Below are 19,055 nucleotides of genomic sequence, written 5' to 3'. Positions count from 1 at the left end.
TTATACAAAAAAGACTTGGGAGTATCCCAAGTCTTTTCTAAATTATCATATCTTTTTTGATGACACTTCCATCACTGTCGTATATTTCAAAATGGATCTTTTTTATTTTCAAAATATTTGCTGGATCGTATGGTTTCACATCTATTTTGAAATCCTTGCCTACTTTTGTTATATCTATCTTTAAATTACCAAACTCACCATTTGTGAAGTTGTAGGTAATTCCATCGTCGTCATAATAATTGTAAATAGCGTGATCGCTAACCAAACCTATGACTGTTAGTTCTGTAATGTCTTTCTCACCTACATAATTCATAGGTTCGGACAGAACTATCAAGCTATTCTCTTTTATAAAAAGAGGAATTTCATTTAAATATGCCTGAATGTAATAATCTCCGGGTTCATAAACCTTCATATTTCTTTCTTCGTACTTGCAAGCGGTCCAATTTAGCCACTTCACATCTGGCAAGTGTACGTATCTTCCCTTTTTGTTTTGTTCGTGAACGGGGGCTACCATCAAAGAATCTCCATACATGTACTGGTCTTCGATATCTTTCACCCTATCTCCTTCAAATACAAAAGATAAAGGTTTTACAAATGGGACCGATTCTTTCACGGAGTTCATATATTCTGAGTAAGTATAAGGTATGAAAGCGTATCTGAGCCTCACTATATCTCTCATGATGTTCAATGATTCTTCATCGAACTGCCAAGGTTCTTGAGGCCTTGTATTTAGTGCGGTATGGTTTCGGTAAAAAGGTGTGAATGCTCCCAATTCCATCCATCTTATAACTAATTCAGCAGATGAATCTGCTCCAAAGCCACCAATATCAGCCCCTGTGTAGAAAAATCCCATCATGTTTAAAGATTGCAGCATTCTTATATTAACAAGCATGTGTTCCCACCATGATTTATTATCTCCCATCCATATGGAAGCTATCCTGTGAAGACCAGGATAACTGCTTCTTGATAGAAGCAAGTATCTTTCATTCGGGTTTAACTCTTTAAGCTCATCTGCAGTGGCTTTCGTCATATTGAATCCATATAAGTTATGAACCTTTTCGTGATTTATTAAACTACCGTCATCTAGTTTGTGAAAGAAGCTTCTATAATCTTCTGGGTTGTTGGCTATGTTCAAAAGTGTTTCTCTTGCCAAGAAAACCTCTATACCGGCATTTTCCTTATTTTCCTCTAAATATTTTAAGATTTTCAAAAGATTGTCTAAACCTTTAGGAGTATAGAATATTGAAGGTTCGTTCATATCGTTCCAAAAACCTTTTATTCCCATATCTGTAAAGATTTTATACTTCTTCCCCCACCATCTTCTAACTTCTGAGTTCAAAAAGTTCGGAAAGTGTGTGGCTCCTGGCCAAACAGCTGCAACAAAGTCGTTACCGTTTTCATCTACACAAAAAAAGCCTTTATCTTTGCCTTCTTCGTACATTTCATAGCCCTTTTCTATTTTTACCCCGGGGTCTAAAATCGGTATAACTTTTATTCCTATTTCTTTTAGGTCTTTTACCATTCCTTCGTAGTTAGGGAATTTTTCTTTGTTTATCGTGAAAACCTTGTAACTATCCATGTAGTCTATATCTGTGTAAATGACGTCACAAGGAATTCCCGTTTCTCTAAATTTTTTTGCTACATTTCTAACTTCCTCTTCAGAGAAGTAACTCCATCTTGATTGCTGAAACCCAAAAGCCCATTTTGGAGGGATGTAAGGTTTTCCAGTTAAATTAAAGTATTCCTTTATTATGGATAGCTTTTCATCAGAATCAAAGATATACAAATCAAAATCTTTTGAAGGGACGGTTATCTTTAAAATATCTTTATCTGTAAACCCTATGTCAAATATTATTTCGGAAGGATAATCAATGAACAATCCGAAAGTACTTTTTCCATCCAAGATCATAAAAGGGTGAGAACCGTATAAAGACATCTTATCAGGGGTATGTTCCGGATCATCTGTGTTGTAGAATCTGTATATTTTACCTCTTTTGTTCAATGCCCCTAAAGTTTCTCCTAATCCATATACAACATCTTCTTTCGACATATTGTATATGAAATTTATTTTACCATCTTCTTCTTCAACTTGAAAATATGGAATAGTATCGTTTTGTTGGAAATCTTTGTTTTCTAAGTCAACGATCACCGCCCCCGTTTTAAAAGGTTTGCCGCTTCTGTACAAAGTAGTGTATTGCGTTAACTGCATCTTTGTGAACATAGGTAAATCCTCCTCAAATTTTTATTCTAATTCCATCAGAATAGTTGACCAATATTCAATTGTTGGAACTTTTACAATTAACCCATTTTCTGTTTCTGAAAAATCTATTTTTGAAAAAAATAACTGATTATCAGCTGAAGCAAAATATACATTTTTAATATTGTTTAAAGGAATAAAAATTTCTATATCATTGATTGTATTGGGTTTTTTTGTTTTCATTCTCCAAAAGTTGGTACTTGTCCCTACAAAATTGACAAGATTAATGAAAACATACTTAGAGTTCATCTTAACATTGTACCATATAGAATCTTTTTTTGGGTTCAAAGATAAATTATTTCCTTTTAATTCTACTTCTTTTTCTGGGATATCAAATAATTCTTCATATCTTACTTGGTAATCATAGTAATTCCTAAGTTTATTTAGTAAATCTTGACTTACAATATCTGCGTCACCAGGGAAATAGGGTCCTCCAAGTATTAACATATATTCTCCCAGTTCTAATCTTCTTCCACCACTTATTGCAATAACAGCATCGGTCAAAGTAATATTTTCTTCAAAAGAGGGATTAATGTAAGCAGCAGTTATGACATCCTTTTTGCTTCTTTTCTTAGCTTCTTTGATCATTTTGTACATATCTTCATATGTATTACATGATTCCCAAGGTTCAATATAAATCACGTCTGCTTTAGTTTGAGATTGAATTTCCTTAGGCCAATTATTAACATAATTAAAGATTACAGGAGCTTCTGTTTGCTGTTTCAATTTATTTATGAATTCCTTAAAACCTTTAGATGTTATGTAAGGTTTATATTCGTTATCTTCTAAGTAAAAAGATGCATAATCTTTAGGGTATCCATATTGATCTAAATGTATCCCATCAAATCCAAAATTTAAAGTCTCTTTACATTGTTGTATAAGAAATTTTGTCCAACCTGAATCTTGATAAGTATTTGTGATTAAAATTTTTTGATAAAAGTCAACAGGTTCATAATGCTCACCTTTTATTTCATATAACAACCATTCGTGATTGTTTAAGCCAAGATTTCTTTCTACACCGTAAATAGAAACATACGCCATGGAAAAAATATTATTTTTATGGCCTTCTCTTATTAGTTCCTTTAAAACGGAATTTGATATGTTTTTTTGTCTATTCCAAGCATCTTTGTAATTTTCTTCTTTAGAAACTAAATATCCATAATCATACATCCAATCATAATATTGCAAAGAGTTGATATGGTATTGAGCTAAATAATCAAAAGTTTTTTCGATGTTAATTCTTTCTTCACCAAAATCTGTTAAAAACCCATAGCGAGGTGACTCAGTCCACGAATTTAAAACTGAAAAGCCTCTACTTAAGATCAGATTATCATTTAAATAAAAGTCTAATCCATACCCTCCAACTTTATAAGGAGCTTTTAAAGACATTTGCATGATTTTTTCGACTCTAGATATGTTCATACTTAATTCATTAATTGTTTGAATACCTTTAGTTATAACAATTTTAATTTTTTTAGTTTCATTAGGAAAATTCAACAACCTTAGATTTATAGAATCATTTGGATAATAGAATGATTTATCAAACAAAATGTCCATACTTTCACCTCCAAGTATTGATACGAACAAAAGCAAGTTGTAAAAGCTTAAAAATATGATTTTCTTACGCAATTAAAAGTCCCTCCTTTCAGAGTTTTAAACCTCCTTCAGAAACTGATTGTATAAAATACTTTTGAAATAGGACATAAACTACTAATACAGGAGCCAAAGAAATCATAGTTCCCGCAAATAAAACATTCCATTGAACGCTATATTGACCGTGGAAAGTCATTATACCGATAGGCAATGTCCAATTGTTCTTTGAAGTTAATATCAAAGATGGCCAAAAATAGTCGTCCCATATTCCCAAAAAAGACATTATAGTTAACGCTCCTACAGAAGGGAGAGCTTGTGGGAAAACTATATAAATAAATCTCTGCCAGGCATTGGCTCCATCCAATTCTGCGCTTTCTTCGTATTCAACAGGCATAGCTTCAAAAAATCCCCTCAAGAAAAAGGCGTTGAATGCAATTCCTCCTATTCCTCCTGTTAAAATAAGTGTAATTTTGTTGTCCATCAACCATCTTATTTTACTAACAATGTCGAATTGAGGAATTATGAGAAGTAATCCTGGTACGGCTAAAGTAGCAATTAGAAGGGAGAAAAAAGTTTCTTTCCCTGGAAAATTATACCTTGCAAATCCATATGCCGTTAAAGTGGATAATAGAACATTCAAAATAATTGCAGGAAGCGTTATGGTGACGCTGTTTATAAAGTATCTGGGAAAATCTGTTTCTTTCCAGACAGTTATATAATTTTGGAATGTGGCAGGCTTAGGGATTAATTGAGGTGGAACGGTGAAAATATAACCTGTTTCCTTTAAGGAAGTTATAAACATATAATAGAATGGAAAAGTCATTATTATTGCTCCTAAAATTAAAACACAAAAAATACCTATATTAATTATTTTTTTTGAGATTTTTCTTTCCATTTTTTCACTCCTTAATAGAGACTTCTTTTAGCTAATAGTTTTCTTTGAATTTGGGCTATGGTAAAAACAATAATGAAGAAAATTACCGATATTGCTGACCCATAACCAAAGTGGAAATAATCGAAGGCTTCTTTAAACATATATGAAGACAAGACCTCCGTTGATCCCATCGGTCCCCCGCCAGTCATAACATAAACTGAAAGAAAAACATTAAATCCGCCAATTGTAAGCATGACAAGTTCGAACATAATTGTGGGTACCATTAAAGGTAAAGTAATTTTAGTTGTGGTTTGCCAGCTATTAGCACCGTCTAAAGAAGCCGCTTCGTAAAGTTGTTTAGGTATTCCTTGAAGTCCGGCTAAGAAAATAAGCATCGACCACCCTATGCCTTTCCATATGCCCAATGTGTAAATAGGTATCATTGCTGTTTTTGGGTTGGATAGCCATGGAACATCCTTCTGTATCATATGAAGCAAGTCTTTTAATAGAAAGTTTACTAAACCTCCTCTTGCAGCAAAGAGATATTGAAACAATATTGAGACTATTACCCAAGAAGTAATGACAGGCAAATAGTACAGCAACCGAAATAAAGTTTGACCTTTCATTTTTCTATTTAAAAGGAGAGCTACTAAAAAGCCAAAAACCATTTGTCCAGGAACTGTAATTAGTGTATAAAAAATCGTATTCTTAAGAGCTGCATAAAATTTTGGATCTTGAAATAATTGGGTATAATTTTCTAAGCCAATAAATTTATTAGGAATATTAGGATTAATATTCCATTTATATAAACTCATAATGAAACTTTTTATAATCGGATACAAAGTCCACGCAAGATAACTGATCAAACCAGGCAAGACAAAAAGAAGGCCAACCAATTTTCTTCTCTTTTCCCTAGTCATTCTTTATTCCTCCTATAATACAAGAAATTATATTAGGTGGAGGGGAATATCCTCCACCTAGAATTTTACTTTCCATTCTTATCTATAGTCATTCAGAATTTCTTCAATTTCATAAGCGGCGTTATCTAAAGCATCCTGTGCCTCTACTCCTCCTATAACCGCATTTTGCCAGGCACTATCCAAAATATCGTTGATTTCGTTCCAAGCAGGATGAGGGGAGCGAGGAACTGCTGTTTCTAATTGTTTTAGATAAACTGGGAAGAATGGATGTTCTTTAATTTCAGGTTCGTCAAGTAATCCATTCAATATTGGCATCTGACCAACAGTTGCAAATTTTAGCTGAACATCCTTTGAGGTCAAGAATTTTACAAACTCCCATGCTTCTTCTTTGTATTTAGTAGAGTTGAAAATAACTATGTCTTCACCACCGACAACAGACTTGGATCCTCCTTTACCAGCAGGAATGAGGGAATAATTAATTTCTGAATCGGGATACTGACCTTTTATAATACTCCAAGACCATGGACCATCAAAGGTCATAGCATAAATGCCTTCAGCATATCCTTCTAATACACCAATTCCCCCTCCTCCGATAGGAGCAATATAGCCTTGATTGTATAAATCTTTAAATGTTTTTAAAGCTTCGACACTTTCAGGTGCATTTATGTATCCTTCTGCCTTCGAATTTGTTGGATCAAGGATTTGACCACCAAAAGAATATATCCAAGGCATACTATTCCATGGTCCGAAACCAGTATCTGCAAAACCCCATTGGTCAATCTGTCCGTCTCCATCAGTATCTTTGGTTAAAATTTTGATATATTTAATAAATTCTTCCATATTTGTTGGAGGCGCAGTTAATCCACTTTCTTCAAACATTTCACGGTTCCATAACAAAACTCTTGTATTTGTATCCAAAGGAACTCCATAATAGTGACCTTTCCAGTAATTTGTAGCCAGTGGGCCAGTTAAAAAGTCATCTTTAATTTGTTGAAAATCCTTAGGAAATTCCTCATCGACTGGCAATAAGACGCCAATATCAGCAAATTGTGGGACCCAGATAATATCCATCCTCATAACGTCAGGGTATTGTGCAGCTGCTGTGCTTACGATCAATCTTCTTCTCATTTCATCATAAGGAACTTGAACTTCTGTAATTTTGATGTTCGAATGTTCTCTTTCAAATTCCGGTATAATTTCTTCAGTTAATAGTTTATACTCACCAGAAGTAGTGGAATAACTATGCCAAAAAATAACTTCCTTAACCTGAGCTAACATGAAGGTGCTAATAAGTACCACAACCAACAAAAAAAATGCTTTTTTCATAATACCTCCTCCTCAAACATTGATTACTGACTTTGGAAACTCTAAAACACTCACTAAATAATGATTTTAAAAAATGATTTTTTACAAAATACCTCCTTTCTCTTTATACGTTTTTATTCAGTATTTGAAACGCTTTTTTGCTATTTCTCTGAAAAGTGAGACATTTTATTGTATTCTTTAACCCTCATAAAAACCACCTCTCATTTTCAAAATTTTTGTATTTCTAAACTGTCTAAAACATTGATATAAAACATCTCCTCTTGAATTACTTGATACACGCCACCCAACATCCATGCTTTTGGTCCTAAGTTATCAACATCGTAAATCACCCTTTCACCTAAATTTCCGAAGGCATTTTCTCTTGCATAGTTTATAGAGTTTTCTAAGAAATAATCTGAAAACTCTAAGGCTTCTCCGCCTATCAAAAAGTATTCAGGAGTAAAAATATTGATTAAATTTTTTATGGCTGTTCCTATTAATGTAGAATATTCGTTGAAAACCTCGTGTGATACTTGAGGATCTTCTTTTAAAGCTAACCTTATAAAGTCAATTTCTGATAACTCCGTATTTTTAAACGTTTTATAATATTCTTTGAGGAGCGTGTTTTCACTTTTTGTGTTGATCTTATTAACCAAAGATTCAAAGCTAGCTTCTGCTTCCAAACATCCATAGCTACCACATCTACATTTATTTCCATTCCCTTTTATAGTCATGTGCCCAATTTCTCCGGCCCCGCCGTTTCCAGTGTAAAGATTTCCATTTACAATAAGTGAACCCCCTATGCCAACCCCTAGAGTCATAACTAATGCATGTTTATATTTTTTTAATTTCCCTTTCCATAAGTGAGCAAGAGCGAAAGAATCAGCATCGTTTATTATGTAAACAGGTACCTTTAAGATATTTTTTAAGATTTTGCCAAGTTCAACGTTTTTCCAATTTAAAATGAAAGAATCTAGAACAACACCTTTTGTTGAATCGATAGTACCTGAAACAGCTACAGAAGCTCCGACTAAATGATTTTTATTTTTTTGTTCAACATATTCTTTAATTAGATAGGAAATTTTATGTGGATCAAACTCCTCTCCAAACTCCTTTCGTTCCTGAGATAAGATTTTTCCAGTTAGATCAGTGATTATCAGTTGAAGATATCCCAAACCTATCTTCACACCTAAAATATTTCCAAAATCTGGATTAATGCATAATAGAATGGGTTTTCTTCCTCCGGTCGAAGTACTTTCTCCAACTACCCTGATCAAACCCTTCTTTAGTAAATCAGAGGTAATCTTTGTGACTGTTCCACCACTCAAACTTGTTTTTCTTGCTAGTGAAGCTCTGTCGATCTGTTTTTCTAAAAAGATTTCCTTTAATATAGTTTTCTCATTTATATCCCTAATTAATTCTCTGCTACCTACTAAAGCCAATTTTTCTCCTCTTTTCTATAAATTTTAGAATAATTTTATTATCTTACTTTCTTTACTATCGAAAGTAAGTTTATAGAAATTATAAAACTGTTTACAAAGATAGTCAAGTTTGATTACAGCAGATTATGAGCAATTACGAAGGTTTAGATATATTTAAAAGCGTTTACCTTGCTTTTTCTTAAAAATAGAAAATGAGGCACTCATATGAGTGCCTCAATATAATAATAAAAATCTCACATTTCGATTAATTTTTCTTCTTTTAATCTTTGCATATAATGATTAACTTCTGCTTTTAAATCTTCCTCAATTCCCAACTCTGCTTTTGCAATTATAATAGCATCTTCTTTTGAAAATCCTAGTTCAAATATATTTAAAAATATGTCTAAGAAATCTCTAAAGTTAGGTATTTTTTCGCTAATTTGGTTCATCCATTTTCTGTCTGTGATATTGTGCCACGAATCAGAAATCGGTCCTATATTTTTTCTTATCTTTCTTTTTTGGGATGGGATCAAATCAAAGTTAATTTTTTCTTTGAAAAAGTTAATTAATTCTTCTTCAACATTTCCATATTTGGAGAACTGTTTTAGTTTTAGGTACGTCATATAATTTACATAATTGGTGATGAGTTTGTTTTGAACATTGACTAACTTGAAATGATTGTTTATAATTTGGCCTTTCACTTGTGCCGAAACTTCTTCACCCATGTTGTCTAAATCGTAGATAGTTTTTAAAACAGCTTTTCCTATCCAGTCAAGGGTGTCTTTTGAACATTTATCAACCGTGTCATCGCTTGAATGGTAATATCTATTGGGCCAATTTGTTAATGACACAGCAGGTATTCCCAAGCTGGGGTCTGAAAACATGTAATGATCAGAACCTCCAGAATATCTTTCGAAAGATGATCTAAAAGCAGAATATTCTAAGTTCGCGTAAAGAAGTTCTGCTAAAAAAGAAGGTATTGCCCAGGGGGATGGAGTTAATTTAAGAGTTGATCCTGTTTTAAATTGATCTTCCCCCACCATATCTAAGTTTATAACGTAAGCGTTTTTTGGGAATTCTGTTGTTAAATAAGCGGCTGTACCGTACATCTCTGCTACCCAAAGACCAATGATTTTTCTGTTTAAGTGGTCTTGGAATTTCTCTAATACTCTCATTATTTCTGCCAACAATGCTGAGCCGCTTGCATTGTCGTTGGCTCCTGGTTTTGGATGACACAAATGAGCGGTTAAAATAATAGCTGGTTGATCGGTATCTTTCCCTAAGTTTTCTTGTAAGACTTCTAGGTTATTTGTTCCTTGATCTGCATCCAAAAAGGCTTCTATGTAAACTTTTTCTTTTTTTAGCTTTTCCCTTAATTCTTGAAATTGATCATAAGATAAGGCGTAACCAAAGGCGTACTTATTTTTAAAACTTGGGAAAGAAGTATAATTAATGGTGTCGGGTAAAAGTTCTGGAGTTCTTCCTATGGATTTATCCTGAGCTTTCATGTAATAACTGAGGACACACCTCGCGTTGAATTTTTCTACAGCATAGTGGTAGACTAAAGTGGGGTTACCATCAGCCAATACAGCATTTCCGGATTCAAAATTTTTGTAGTCTTCCTCTGTTTCTCCTTTTCCTACATCGAAGACTTTCAGTTTCTCTATTCCATCAGTTTTATCTGATAGAAATATTGCTGAGATAGGTGTTAGAGAAAGATCAGAGACGATATATTTTCCCCTTTGATATTTTAAAAAACCTCCCTTTAGATTCCAGCTTGGAGGACTTTGCCACGTGTTGTAAGTTTCACTCATAGGAAAGGTTAACAACGTTGAATTTTTCAAATAATTTTGGATTATTTCTCTCGCCTTGGAATATTCCAAGCTACCTTTTGCTCTGTGAAAATCGGAGATTTTTCTGATTAATTCAAAAGCATTTCTTGAGGAAAATTCGTAAAATATATCTTTTAAATCTATCATTTTATCCCCCTCGTTTTCAAAGAATGTCTTTTTCTTCTATAAGGTCATTACAGGCTTGTTCGGGGGAAACGTGGTTAATATGAAAGCCTGTACCCCATTCAAAACCTGCCACATTAGTTAATCTCGGTAATATTTCTATATGCCAATGATAATATAGTTCCAGCCCATCTATAAACGGTGAAGTGTGTATGAATAAATTAAATGGTGGATCGTCGAGTTTTTTATCAAACCTTTTGGTTATAATAGAAATGGTTTTTGCTAGATCTTCAACTAATGTCGGTTTGTTTTCTAAGGATCCGAAGTCATGTGAATGTTTTAGTGGAAGTAACCATGTTTCGTATGGAAATCTGGAGGCGTAAGGTTCTATAACAATGAACTCATCCGTTTTGAAAACTACCCTTTGTTTGTCTTTTAACTCTTGGTTTATTATGTCACAATAGACACATCTTTCTCGAAAGTCATAATAAGATTTGGAGCCTTCTATTTCGGATTTAATCGTAATAGGAACGATAGGAGTAGCAATGAGTTGTGAGTGCGGATGTAAAAGGGAAGCGCCAGCTTCTTCTCCTTTGTTTTTGAATATTTGAACGTATTTTATTCTTTTATCTTTTCTTATTGTTTGGAACCTTTTTATGTAAGCCCATATTATTTCTTTTATTTGATCCATTGGCATATCTGCAAATTTTGCGTTATGTTGTGGAGTTTCTATAATGACTTCATGATATCCATAGCCAGACATTTGGTCGTATATCCCGATACCTTGTTTTTTGAGTTCGTTTTCAGAGTGGAGTGCTGGAAATTTATTTGGAACAACACGAACCCACCATCCTGGGGAGTTTGGAGTAGAGTTAGCATCTCTAAAGGCTATTATTTCTTCCGGGGTACTGTATTCATTTCCATAATCAAAAGGGCAGAATGAGTCTTCTGATTTTGGCTGTTGCTTTTTGAAATCCATGGGTCTTTTCGATCGTTCGGAAGATATTATAACCCATCTTTTTATTATAGGATCTTTTCTCAATTCCATCATTTCAATGACCTCGTTTTTTGTCAAGGGCAATTTTGTATAATTCGATGTATTTCTTGGCAGTTTTTTCGTAAGAGAAGTCTTCTTTCATACAGTTTTCAAAAATATTTGTCCAATCATCTTTCCTTTTTTGATGAAAGTAGATGGCTTTCATTAAAGTGTATAATAGATCTGCTTCTTTGTATTCATGAAATCCAAATCCTGTTCCTTTTTTATCTTTAGAGTTGTATTCTGAGACGGTATCTTTCAACCCCCCAGTGTATCTTACAACAGGAACGGTACCGTATCTCATTGAGTACATTTGGCCTAATCCACATGGTTCATACTTAGATGGCATCAAAAATATATCAGATCCTGCGTATATCTTTTGAGCTAAATCAACATCGAAGGTTATGTTTATGGAGATCTTTTTAGGATAAAGCTTTGTCAACGTAGCAAAGTATTCTTCATATTTTTTATCTCCTGTTCCTAATAGCACAAATTGAATATCGTTGAGTAACAATAAGTCCATTATTTTTGAAATTAAATCGATTCCTTTTTGCTCAAAGAGCCTACCAATAAAAGAGATTAGGGTTATATTTTCATCCTTAGTGAGCCCTAAGTATTCCTGTAAACTTGTTTTATTTTTTAACTTGTCTTCGTATGATTCAATGGGATGAAAAATATGAGGATCTTTTAAGGGGTCATAAATGCTATAGTCAATGCCGTTTAATATACCAAACAAATCCTCAGATCGAACCTTCAATATACCTTCTAACCCGTAACCGTATTCTTCACTTTGTATTTCTTTTGCATACGTAGGACTCACGGTATTTATTATATTACTGAACAAAATTCCACCTTTCAACACATTTATTTTTCCATAATATTCCAGAGCGTTTATGTTGAAGAGGTAATTAGGCAATCCAGCCTGATTTAATACTTCGGGGTTAAAAAGTCCTTGATAACCTATGTTGTGAATAGTTAATATTGTTGCTATCTTTTTTAAAATGTTGTCTTGTAAATAATGGGTTTTTAGATATACAGGTATAAGAGAAGTGTGCCAGTCGTTTATGTTGATAACGTTTGTGTCGGGTTCGCATTCTTTTATAGTTTTTAAAGCAGAATCACAGAAGTATGAAGTCTTCAAAAAGATATTTTCTTCATCATATATGTTTTTTGAATCATAGAGAGAATCGGTTTTTATGAAATAAATTACTACAGAGGAACCTTCTAAATAACTTTTATAGACGCTAAAAGGAGATTTATGTGTATGGGAATTAGGTATTAAGTCCGTTTTTACAACCTCAAATTTAGAAATATCAAAATTATTTTCTATGTTTTTATGAAAAGGCATTATAACGTATATTTCTTCTCCTGCATTTTTAATATATTTTGGTAGGGCTCCAGCTACGTCTGCCAAACCTCCGGCTTTAGCGAATGGGGAAACTTCGTAGGATACATAAGCTATTTTCATAATATCGCCTCCGAATGATTAATTCTACTCACAATTGGCTTTTTTTCAGCTTTCTTTATCTCCCTTTTCTTCGTATATACCTTCATACTCTATATTTTCCTCATCTAATATATCAGAAATGAGGTCAATATTTTTAATACCAAGTTTTAGACTGATCATTCTTTTTTTATCACTTATTTTGGCTGTCATTAGAGAAAGAAGGTTGATTTTTCGGTTCGCAAATATGCTTAAAACTTTATTTAGTTCTCCAGGAATGTCATCTATCTTTATTACCGCCCGTGTTCCAGCTTCATCCATGGCAGAGATTGTTTTAAAGGATTTTAATACTTCAAAAAGTCCAAAGACTCCCACAGGATGCATTTCATTGTCAACAACAGGTAAAATTCTAGCTCTACTTTCTAACATCAAAACCAGAGCATCTTCTAACAGATCAGTATCAAACAAAAAAGAATCGGTAGGATCTAATATTTCTATTAATTTCGTATCAAAATCATAAGAAGAAAACGTAGTTAAATCGTTAAGGGTAATTAGATTGTACAGAGTACCATCTCTTCTTATAACGACCAAATTTTCTTCTTCACTGCTTATTTTATCAAAGACTTTTTGCAAGCTTTCTGTGTACTCAATTGTTTGAAAAGCTTCATTTTGCCATATTTTTACATACATCATACAACCCCCAATATAATCTGTGAGGAAAAAAGTAAGAATTATAAATTGCTCATAAGGTATGCGAAAACTTGGGTATCTTTAATTAAATTGTCTATTTTCACATATTCGTTAGGTTGATGTGCAGTTCCATCAATCGTTGACCAGACAACAGCAGGGAACCCAGCCCCACGGACTATCGCCGCACAGGTACCTCCACCTATTCCACCAACTTTAGCTTGTATATTTCTAAGTTCTTTTATGCTTTGTTTTAATATTTCAACACAAGGATGTTCTTTTGAGGTGGGCTTTGTTGAATTTTCAATATGTTCACCTTCGATTTTTATTTTGACATTCCATTTCTTCTCGTACTCTTTAGATAGGTTCTTAAGGTTGCTTATTATTTGCTCAACATCATAATTCGGGAGAATCCTTCCATCGAAATATATAATATCTGTGCCGGGAATTGTATTTATGTTTTCAACATTTGATACTTTCTTTGTTGGTTCAAAAGAAGAGTAAGGATAATTAAAGAGATCGTCTTGCAGATTATAAGTTTCATGGAAATATTTATCGGCTGCAATTGCAAAATCCATACCAGCCCTATGGGCGTTGATGGAGATATTAGGCATAGATGCATGGCCTTGTTTTCCAATAGTTGTTATTTTTAACCACATAATCGATTTTTCTGCAACTTCGATGAAGCTTCCATCGGATTCTCCAGCATCTGGTACGTAGAACCAATCCTCTTGTTTAAATATTCCTTGTTTTAATAAGGATTTTATTCCGAATTCTGAACCAGTTTCTTCGTCTGAAACCAAAGCTAAGGCGATGTTGTTTTTTGGTCTCATTCCTAAATCCATGATAATTTTTACGGCATATAGTGTTGATATTAAAGAAGCCCCGTTGTCCTCACTTCCCCTTCCAAAAATCTTTCCATCTTTTACTACCGGATGAAAAGGATCTGTTTCCCATAATTTAACATCTCCAGCAGGTACTTTGTCCATGTGAGTTACAAACCAAATAGTTCTTTGTGGATTTTGACCTTTGTAGGTTGCAACTATGTTGGGCCTGTATCCATATTCAACAGCATCGTCAGGAGCGTCGTATCTTTTAATTTCATCGAAATTCCAACCTCTAATCAAAGATTCAAGCCATTCTGCAATTTCTTTTTCTCCAGGTCCACCCGCCCGTGGATTGACAGAGTCAATTGATATGAACTTTTTTGAACTTTCAATAATTTCTTCTTTTAATTCTTCTACTTTTGCAATTATCTTTTCCTTCATTTACTTATGCCCCCTTTGTAGTTATTTATAATTCAAAACCATTTTTTCTTTTTGAATATAATTATCATAATCACAGCTATAGTTGCCATAATTCCTAAGATTAGGAAATAACCAAATCTCCAATGCAGTTCTGGCATATTCTCAAAATTCATACCATATATTCCGGCTATAAAAGTTAGAGGGATAAAAATAGTTGATATTATGGTAAGAATTCTCATTATTTCGTTTAAACGGTTGCTTGCTATCGATAGATAAATCTCTGTCAAGTTATTTAAATTCTCCCTCAGTAAATCAATAGATTCGCTTATTCGTATGGTATGGTCGTAAAGATCGTTAAAATATATTTGATTTTTCTCATTCACAATACCTTTTTCTTTTTTTTGCATTTGAAAGAGTATATCTTTTAAAGGGGCTACAAATCTTCGGAACCTTAATATTTCTTGCTTAATTTTCTTGATTTTTATAAAAAGTTCTTCTTCTATATCTTCTGTGATTTTTTCGTCTATTTCTTGTGTGTAAGAAATATAATTACTTAGTTTTGAGAAGTAACTATCAACCACGATATCCATTAAGGAGAAGGTTAGGTAACCTAAATCTTTGTTTCTGATATCTCCTGCGTTTGACTCGAGCTGAGTTTTTAGCCATTTTGTTGCAAAATTCTTTTCTTCTGAGAAACTTATCAGTATATTCTCTTTTATGATCATACTGAATTGTCTAAATTCAAGCTTTTCATTTGAATCAGAAATTATTTTTAAGACTAAGAATGTATAAGAATCATAGAACTCAATCTTAGTTCTTTGATTGACATTAATTATATCCTCCATCGTTAACTTGTGAATGTTAAAAATTTCCCCAATGGAAGTTAATTTATCAGGGTCTGAGACATTTTCAAAATCGATCCAATGAATTTTGTTTTTATCTAAGGTTTTTAAAAAATCTGGATCAACATTTTCACGAATGTTATAAGTGTGTTGATCGTAGGAAACTACGTTGATAATAGCTTTAGATGGCTCCAATTTTCCTGTGTAAATTAGTTCCCCTGGAGGGGTTCCAACTTTGCTTGAATTTTTTTGTTTACCTAAATTCATAGTTACCTCCCTCTTTAGAAAGGTGTAAGATCAATCGATCTTCAAACTGGGGATCGTATTCAAAAGTTATGGGTTCTTGTAATGTTTTGATACTTATTATGTGTCCCTTTTTTGGATTACCGAAATCGGCTAATAGGTAAAGGTAGAATAATATTTGAAATTTATAATCGTTGATTTTTTTTGGATCTTTCAAGTCTGAATATTTGTAATCCAGAATTTCTATATCACCTTTCTCTATGATAACTTTATCAGGAATCCCAAATAACATGTACTCTTTTTTTCCTATATTCAATTTTTTCATGAGTCTCCATTCATTTTTTATTATTTTATTCTCAGAGGGTGTGAAAGCCCTTTTCACTATATCTAATTCATCAAAACCCTGTGGTAGTTCTTCGTTTTCTACCATGTATTTAATGTGGCTTATATTTTGAGCACTTCTTAGTTTAGAGTGTAAAAAAGATCCTCTAAATATGAGCTCTTGGTCTGAAAAAATATTTGTTGAATCAAAAGAAGATGAAGGAGAAATAAGGGCTCCATTGAGATCTTCTATTAGTTCTAATTCCTCAGATTTTATTTCCTTGATTATGTAGGTTGGGGCTATATACTTTTTATACGAGAGATTGGTTAAGTCTTTAAGATTTTGTTGAGGTATATCTTTAAACAAAGCATTTTCTTCATCTTTGTTTAGAGGTTCAGGAGATTTTTCTTTTGGTTGTTGAATATTATTTGATTGAATTATATCTATCGTATTTGAATTTTTTAATGTTAGGAAGAAATTATTTAATGTATCGGCTCTTTCGTTTGAAACTAAAATGGGTATCAGAAGGTCTTTCGCTCTTGTTATTCCCACATATACTAATCTGTTGGCTTCGGTTTTATCCAAAAAATCATTGTTTTTAAACCATTTGAGCAGCCAATGGTCACTGTTTTCTACGCTGTCTTTAAATACATTCTTCAAGAGGTAATATCTATTTCCATCCGCATTAGGGATCGAAAATTCCGCATAGGAACCATTTTTTGTACCAGAAATAGAGTGATGTAAACCGATCATTAATACAATAGGAAATTCCAGGCCCTTAGATTTATGAATGGTCATTACTTTCACACTGTTAGATGTTTCATCTTCAATAGAAGCTTCTTCTTCAGAGATATTAGAGGCATTTTTTAAAAATCTAACCAATTCAGAAAAGGAATTTGCCATATTGTTGTATTCTTCAGCTTGATTTATAAGTTTTTTTATATTGGATATTGAAACTTCAGGATCGTTTGTTAAAGCGAGTTTAGAGAAGTAATTGTTATCGTTTATTATACCTTTCAGTATAGAAGAAGGAGTTAAATAATATTTGAGATCCTTGTACTTTTTAAGCACTTTATAACTTTCTACTACATCTTCAGGGAATTCATTTTTTATCTTTTCAAACGTTTCAAAAAAACTTCCCTGACTTTTTTCTACTAATTTGGAAAGATCTTGAAAACTCATGCCTACTAAAAGTGACATCATGTATCTGACAAACTGGTAGTCGTTGAAAGGATTTTGAATTGAGTTGAGAGCAGCAAAGATAGCTTGAATTTCTGGTCTATTGTAAAAAGATTTGCTGCCGAATATATAAAAGGGTATATTATATTTAAAAAAGGTTGTTCTAAGTATTTTTTCTGTATTTTTTAATTCTTTTGAAAGGACAGCGATATCTTTTGGTTCTATTTTTCTTCTTTCATAATATACTTTATTATTTTTTCTTACCTTGAAATCCATTTCTTGTCCTAACAACTTTTTTATAACTTTTGCCAACGTTTCTATTTCAATGGCTAGGCGATTTTCTTGGTTGTTTAATCCATTTTCATCCGTGGGTTCAATTAATATGTATTTAACTCTTTTAGTATCATCTTCACTCAACGTGGGGATCGCTTCGGTCTCTTGGGGAGGGATTTCGGGTTCTGATATATCTTCTTCTTGGAAGGAGAGATTTTCTAGAAGTTTGGGATCAATGCCTTCCATCTGTAAATTTTCTCTTTTAAATAATGAAGCTTCTGAAAGGTGATTTGCGAAATTTATTATTTGTTGATGAGATCTTCTGTTTTTAGTTAATTTTCCCAAAAGAACTTCTTCATCAGAGTTTTGAGCCTCTGTTAAAGAACGAGAAAATACAGAAACATCCGCTCCTCTGAAACGATAGATGGATTGTTTTCTGTCTCCAACATAAAAGAAATAATTATCTGTCGTATGAAGTTTGTCAAAGATTTCTTTCTGAAGATAATTGGTATCTTGAAATTCATCAACTATGATATATTTAAATTTATTTTGATACTTTTTAAGAAGATCGGGGTTATTTTCGAATTCTTCTACAACCTTTTCTAAAACCGCTTTGAAGTCGTATAAAAAATTATCGATGGTTAATCCCAAATAGAATTCACTAGCGATAAGAGAAATAATTTTGACAAGCCATAAAAAGTTTTTGTAAAGTTCGGAGAGTTCTTTATCTGCTAATTCTAAATCACTAGTTAATAAAACTCTTGACATTTCAATGCGCCAGTTGGAAACGACATCTTGAATTATTTTTTCAAACTTATCCAATCCTATTTCAGAAAGTATATTTTTAAAGGATTCTTTAAATTTTGTTTTTTCTCTATTTAAAGTTTCAACATACTTTTCTATTTTTTCCTTCCTTTTTGTTGATAAGAAGTTAAGCCAATCTATGTCCTTATCTTGATATATTTCTAAGGAAACTCTTAAAGCCGAATAAACCGATCTTTCAACTTCTCTATCTCTCTGAAAGTCGCTAATTATACTGAAATTCGGGTCTACTCCCATGGAAATGTTGTTTTCTCTTATTATTCTTGAACAAAAGCTGTCTATAGTTTTGATCCATGAGCGGGATAAATTAATTTTTACTTCGTTCCAATATCGGTTCCATTCTAATTTGCTGGCACCATATGGGGGGGAGCTTTTATCCAATTTGTTGGAAACTTCTTCCATGATCCTGTTCTTCATTTCAGAAGCGGCTTTATTTGTAAAGGTCACAGTAAGAATATTATCCACTATCTCAGAATTTGGAAAATTCTTTTCTAACACTTTGATAAAATATTGTGTAAGAATATAGGTTTTGCCCGTTCCAGCCGATGCTGAGATGAAGAAATTCCTATTTGGATTGTCTATCTCTTTGTAAACATCAACTTTTTTTACACTCATTTAGTATCTTGTCCTTTCAA

Annotated in this window: 13 protein-coding genes; all 13 read right to left on the bottom strand. The window is 32.9% G+C overall.

The window, feature by feature from the left end; all coding sequences use genetic code 11:
• Positions 1–37 precede the first annotated feature (37 nt).
• Positions 38–2,221 (bottom strand): TIM-barrel domain-containing protein, encoded by a 2,184-nt coding sequence (locus X929_RS04615; protein ID WP_103066868.1) that lies wholly within the window; start codon positions 2,219–2,221, stop codon positions 38–40.
• A gap of 21 nt (positions 2,222–2,242) precedes the next feature.
• Positions 2,243–3,886: a glycoside hydrolase family 66 protein gene (locus X929_RS04610; RefSeq protein WP_103066867.1), complete on the bottom strand. Its 1,644-nt coding sequence runs from the start codon at positions 3,884–3,886 to the stop codon at positions 2,243–2,245.
• A 16-nt stretch (positions 3,887–3,902) separates the two neighbouring features.
• Positions 3,903–4,745: a carbohydrate ABC transporter permease gene (locus X929_RS04605; protein WP_103066866.1), complete on the bottom strand. Its 843-nt coding sequence runs from the start codon at positions 4,743–4,745 to the stop codon at positions 3,903–3,905.
• An 11-nt stretch (positions 4,746–4,756) separates the two neighbouring features.
• A complete protein-coding gene (locus X929_RS04600) occupies positions 4,757–5,644 on the bottom strand; it encodes a carbohydrate ABC transporter permease (protein WP_103066865.1) in 888 nt (295 codons plus the stop codon).
• A 78-nt stretch (positions 5,645–5,722) separates the two neighbouring features.
• Positions 5,723–6,970, bottom strand: coding sequence for an extracellular solute-binding protein (locus tag X929_RS04595; protein WP_103066864.1), 1,248 nt, complete (start codon positions 6,968–6,970; stop codon positions 5,723–5,725).
• Positions 6,971–7,176: 206 nt separating this feature from the next.
• A complete protein-coding gene (locus tag X929_RS04590) occupies positions 7,177–8,391 on the bottom strand; it encodes an ROK family protein (protein WP_103066863.1) in 1,215 nt (404 codons plus the stop codon).
• Positions 8,392–8,624: 233 nt separating this feature from the next.
• Entirely contained in the window at positions 8,625–10,349 is a 1,725-nt protein-coding gene (locus X929_RS04585; RefSeq protein WP_103066862.1) for a DUF4910 domain-containing protein, read from the bottom strand.
• A gap of 16 nt (positions 10,350–10,365) precedes the next feature.
• Complete coding sequence (gene galT, locus X929_RS04580) at positions 10,366–11,376, bottom strand: galactose-1-phosphate uridylyltransferase (RefSeq protein ID WP_103066861.1); 1,011 nt, start codon at positions 11,374–11,376, stop codon at positions 10,366–10,368.
• Between the two features lies 1 nt (position 11,377).
• The gene (locus X929_RS04575) at positions 11,378–12,829 is read right to left on the bottom strand and encodes a glycogen synthase (protein WP_103066860.1); all 1,452 of its coding nucleotides are present in this window, start codon (positions 12,827–12,829) and stop codon (positions 11,378–11,380) included.
• Between the two features lie 45 nt (positions 12,830–12,874).
• Complete coding sequence (locus X929_RS04570) at positions 12,875–13,498, bottom strand: CBS domain-containing protein (protein ID WP_121875370.1); 624 nt, start codon at positions 13,496–13,498, stop codon at positions 12,875–12,877.
• Between the two features lie 38 nt (positions 13,499–13,536).
• The gene (locus X929_RS04565; protein ID WP_103066858.1) at positions 13,537–14,760 is read right to left on the bottom strand and encodes a M20 family metallo-hydrolase; all 1,224 of its coding nucleotides are present in this window, start codon (positions 14,758–14,760) and stop codon (positions 13,537–13,539) included.
• Between the two features lie 32 nt (positions 14,761–14,792).
• Entirely contained in the window at positions 14,793–15,848 is a 1,056-nt protein-coding gene (gene corA / locus X929_RS04560) for a magnesium/cobalt transporter CorA (RefSeq protein WP_103066857.1), read from the bottom strand.
• Positions 15,835–19,035 (bottom strand): UvrD-helicase domain-containing protein, encoded by a 3,201-nt coding sequence (locus X929_RS04555; protein ID WP_103066856.1) that lies wholly within the window; start codon positions 19,033–19,035, stop codon positions 15,835–15,837. The genes corA and X929_RS04555 overlap by 14 nt, the downstream gene beginning before the upstream one ends.
• Positions 19,036–19,055 lie beyond the last annotated feature (20 nt).

It is taken from the genome of Petrotoga olearia DSM 13574, assembly GCF_002895525.1.
In the GTDB taxonomy this organism is placed as follows: Bacteria; Thermotogota; Thermotogae; order Petrotogales; family Petrotogaceae; genus Petrotoga; species Petrotoga olearia.
Note: the sequence above shows the minus strand (reverse complement) of the source record. Positions and strands in the feature narration are given on the sequence as shown.